This window comes from Bartonella sp. AA86SXKL, from assembly GCF_042196885.1.
In genome coordinates, this window is sequence record NZ_JBHIRE010000050.1 from 1 (window position 1) to 4003 (window position 4003).

The 4003-nt window shown below is 38.6% G+C and carries 4 protein-coding genes and 2 pseudogenes; 4 read left to right on the forward strand and 2 right to left on the reverse strand.

All coding sequences use genetic code 11. The features are described from left to right. The first annotated feature begins 164 nt into the window (after positions 1-164). Positions 165-629, forward strand: coding sequence for a toxin-activating lysine-acyltransferase (locus ACFIO5_RS09345; RefSeq protein ID WP_375705270.1), 465 nt, complete (start codon positions 165-167; stop codon positions 627-629). 286 nt (positions 630-915) lie between these two features. Here ACFIO5_RS09345 and ACFIO5_RS09350 read toward each other — a convergent pair. Together ACFIO5_RS09350 and ACFIO5_RS09355 are read right to left on the reverse strand one after the other, a co-directional pair. Then, positions 916-1351 (reverse strand): annotated as a pseudogene (locus ACFIO5_RS09350) (helix-turn-helix domain-containing protein). Between the two features lie 65 nt (positions 1352-1416). Next, positions 1417-1947, reverse strand: a complete 531-nt coding sequence (locus ACFIO5_RS09355; RefSeq protein ID WP_375705271.1) for a DNA adenine methylase — start codon at positions 1945-1947, stop codon at positions 1417-1419. 111 nt (positions 1948-2058) lie between these two features. On the opposite strand from ACFIO5_RS09355, the pseudogene ACFIO5_RS09360 reads away from it, so the two are divergent. The 3 genes and pseudogenes from ACFIO5_RS09360 to ACFIO5_RS09370 form a co-directional block, all read left to right on the forward strand. Continuing rightward, positions 2059-2637 (forward strand): annotated as a pseudogene (locus tag ACFIO5_RS09360) (tyrosine-type recombinase/integrase); the annotation flags it as partial. 194 nt (positions 2638-2831) lie between these two features. Then, positions 2832-3032 carry a helix-turn-helix transcriptional regulator gene (locus ACFIO5_RS09365; RefSeq protein WP_007347209.1) on the forward strand — a complete coding sequence of 67 codons (201 nt, stop codon included), beginning with the start codon at positions 2832-2834 and terminating at the stop codon, positions 3030-3032. Positions 3033-3131: 99 nt separating this feature from the next. Next, on the forward strand, positions 3132-4003 hold an 872-nt coding region (locus ACFIO5_RS09370), incomplete at its 3' end, for a DUF7146 domain-containing protein (protein ID WP_375705272.1).

Genomic DNA, 4003 nt, shown 5'->3' on the forward strand with positions numbered 1-4003 from the left:
TTAATCAAAATTGACCAAGATCACATCACTTTGAATAACAAACAACTTAAATTTATCCCTGGCATGACTGTGACAACAGATGTCATTACCTCAAAACGACGTCTCATTTCTTATTTCTTTGAACCTATCACCAAAATTTTAGAACAATCTCTAAAGGAAAGATAATGTCTGTAAATGAAAATTCATCACCTTCACTCATAGATCCTCTTACAGCGTTAGGAGCTATGGTTGTTTTAATGCTTACATCTCCCTTATACCGCCGCTGGCGAATCTGGGATATCGAACGAAATTTAGGACCAGCTTTACAGACTGGGCAATATAAACTCTATAAAAATGAACGTGGAGAATTTTGTGCCTTTGTCACTTGGGCTTTTTTAGATGAAAAAAATCATCAATCTATGCTTGAAAAGGGAGAGCTTTTGTCCGATGCGAATTGGCAAGGCGGAGAATATATGTGGTTTATTGATTGTGTGGCACCCTATGGACATGCTGCTGGTACGGTACGTGACATGCAGCGGCATGTGTTTCCTAATCAGCATTATTGCTACGCTGTTCGGCGTAATGAAGATGGTGGAATACGGAAAATCACCCGCTGGTGTTGCTATAGAGCAAAAAATCCAGCAAAATAGTTTTTCTAAAGCAAGTGCGCATAAATCATTTACCCCTCGTCTTATAGAAAAGAATCTTTTAAAAGAGCTCTTTAAGCGATAGCTATAGTAAAAGAAAACCTTACCATATTTAGAGCTAACCCGCTACAAATGGGTATTTTTCAGCTTACAAAACTTGCTATGAATAGCAACAGATGGTTAAGGGGATTGATCCACTCTCAAGCTGAAATTTGATTAACTAATTTCACTAGAATTGGCTGGGATACCTGAATTCGAATCTAAATTTAATTGCAATAAACTATTGATTTTATTTATATTTTTTAAGGTTATGGACCATATAATTAGGTTCGGGAATAGGATTTTTACACTTTCCTTTACAAAATGCATTCTTTTTGCCAGCTTTCTCTAATAATTTTTTTAATAGTTCTAAATCTTCTTGTGAAATAATGTTTACTCAGTCTAGAAAACATACCAACAGTTTCACATCTGAAAGTATCAGAAGGCTTTATAATAAAACTTTTGCGACAAGAATAGGCTTCTTTTTTTAAGAGAGAAGCCATAGCTTTATCTAAAGCATAGAGTTCAATTATCTTTTCCTCCAGCCCTACAGGAACAGATCTTTTGCCAATTTCTACAGATGATAAAAATGCTACAGATATATCTAATTTTTTAGCCATATCTAAAAGGCGTTCTGAATGATCAATGCGAAGTTTCCGTAAAATTTTACCAAAAGATGTAAGCATCAAAAAAAGTCCTATTAGAGAAGAAATATTTCTTCTGATCCTAACAAATCTTTTTATGATTTTCTTCAATTATTGCGAATCAAGAGTTCTTTTCGGGGTGGTTTTTTAGCCGTACCTGCTGTCCAAAGGGGCTCTAATTCTAAAAAGTCAAAATCCTTAAAAATCTCTCGAACCGCATCACAATCATTCAGACTCAAGACAAACTTTCCTTGGATGCTTTTGAGAACTTTTGCCATACTCACAAAATCATCTTCAACAAAATTCCCAGAACTGTAATACTTCTTCTTTACAAGATAAGGCGGGTCTAGGTAAAATAAACTGTCGGGTGCATCAAAAAGTTCGACAACCCGTTCCCACGATAAATTTAAGATCGTCGTATCAAGAAGATTCTGTCTAACACGTCTCATCCTTGATAACAGCTTTTCGGGATTAAACTCTGCCGTTCTTTTTCTTCCAGAACTAAAAAAGACATAATCTTTTTTCCCATACATCACACAACGTTGGAGAAACAAAAAGCGAGCAGCTCTTTCAACTTTGGAAAGGCTCTCTGGTTCAATAGCCGCAAGTTCAAAAAAACAATTGTCTTGAACAAACAAACCACTCTAGTCGTTTGGCTAAATCTTCAAAGTCATTTTGAACACATTGAAACAGATTCGTGATTTCTCCATTCAAATCATTAATCACGGAATATTTCACTGATCTTTTGTTTAGAAAAACAACGCCTTAAAGTCAAAAATTTACCTGCCATGGATTGGAGAGACATTCCCGCTTTTTATAAAACACTTTGCGAAGCATCAACCCTAACACAACTGGCTTTGCGTTTGCTTATCCTTACAGGGGTTCGCTCTAACCCTTTACGTCATATTCATAAAGATCAAGTTGAAGGTGATATCTGGACATATCCCTGCTGAAAATATGAAAGGCAAGCGTGATACAACAAAAGAGTTTCGTGTGCCCTTATCAACAGAAGCATTAGAAATTCTCAAACAAGCGCGCTCGCTTTCTCGCAACGATTTCTTTTTCTCTGTAAGAAGTCGGGGGCCTCTTAATGATACGTGTATGTCAAAGTATATGAGAAACAATAACCTTGAAGCCTGCCCCCATGGATTTCGCTCTAGTTTACGCAATTGGCTTGCTGAAACAACCGATGCCCCCTATGAGGTCGCTGAAACTATTTTAGCTCATACGGTCGGGGGCAAGTAGAGCGTGCCTATCGTCGGACTGACTATTTAGAACAGCGCCGTGTCTATATGGATAAATGGGCGGCTTATGTCACGGGTCAATAGATATGGGGTGCATAGTGGATAACTTTCTCTCTCTTCTCTCTCATTCTTTCTCAATAAGACTCATAACGTATCACATGAGAATTTATATGATAATATATTGTTTTCTATGAATAAAACATCTTTCTAAATAAACCAAAATGTGCTTAATAAATAGGCATGATTTGTTATCATTTTTATAGTGAAAGGATTTTAAAATGACCGAAAATGATATTCTTTTAACTGACCGTGAAAGTGCAAAATTGCTTCATATGAGTGTCTCAACATTCCGCCGTCATGTCACCAATGGCTCTCTCCCAAAACCTTTAAAATTTGGTTTTTTATCCCGTTGGTTACAATCGGATCTTTTGAATGTCATCGAGCAAGCAAAACAGCAACGTCAAAGTGACGCGGCATAAAAAAAAACCTTGTCACGTAAGGACGGACAAGGCTTTCTCAAACTCATCACCCTAGAGATAGCACAATCCGTCCTATGACGCAACGTTATAGGATTTACAATGATGTGTTCTTTTAAGAATGCGCAAGGTATCACACGTGCCTTGCGCGGGGTTTGGCATGGGCGTTATGGAACAGCCCGTTGCCTTGCTCATGATGATAGGCTGCCTAGCTTATCCCTTGCTAATGGACATGATGGGCGTCTTTTACTCTATTGTTATGCTGGCTGCTCTTTTAAAGAGATCATACAAGCGCTTATTAGAATTGGGTTGCTTGGAAAACAAGCTTATGCTCATACGCTTTCTTTCTCAAAACAGTTTTGTGCTGATCTCAAACAAGCAAAAAGGAAAGCAGAGAAAGCAAAAGTAATTTGGCAACAAAGCCAACCAATCAAAAATACTTTAGCAGAAACCTATTTATGCATGCGGGGGATCATGTGTGATTTGCCTGCTGATTTACGCTTTTACGACAAATGTCTACACTCCTCTGGGGGTACATTGCCCGCGTTGATTGCTCTTGTTAAGGGGGCTGGTTCCTTTGCCATTCATAGAACCTTTTTACAAAACAATGGCTGCAAAACAGATCAAAAACCAGCTAAAGCCATGTTGGGTTCTATCACGGGTGGTGGGGTGCAATTAAGTCAAGCCAATCCAAAACATCTGGTCATTTGTGAGGGCATTGAAACCGGTCTGGCTCTACTGTCTGGGTTGTTAACAGAGCCCGTTGATTTATGGGCGTCCCTTTCAACCCATGGCATGATGCATGTGAATTTACCCAAAACCAAAGCCCGTCTGACAATTGCAATGGATGGCGATGATGCGGGGCGTAAAGCAGGTTTTACCCTCGCTGCACGTGCCTATAGACAAGGCTTTGAGGTTTTTATCATGCAAGCCCCCTACGGTCTAGATTTCAATGATGTTTTGATACTGAAAGG

Bases quoted from the DNA above. Each gene is read 5' to 3' on its own strand.
- ACFIO5_RS09345 (WP_375705270.1), top strand. From the start codon at position 165: ATGTCTGTAAATGAAAATTCATCACCTTCACTCATAGATCCTCTTACA.
- ACFIO5_RS09365 (WP_007347209.1), top strand. From the start codon at position 2,832: ATGACCGAAAATGATATTCTTTTAACTGACCGTGAAAGTGCAAAATTG.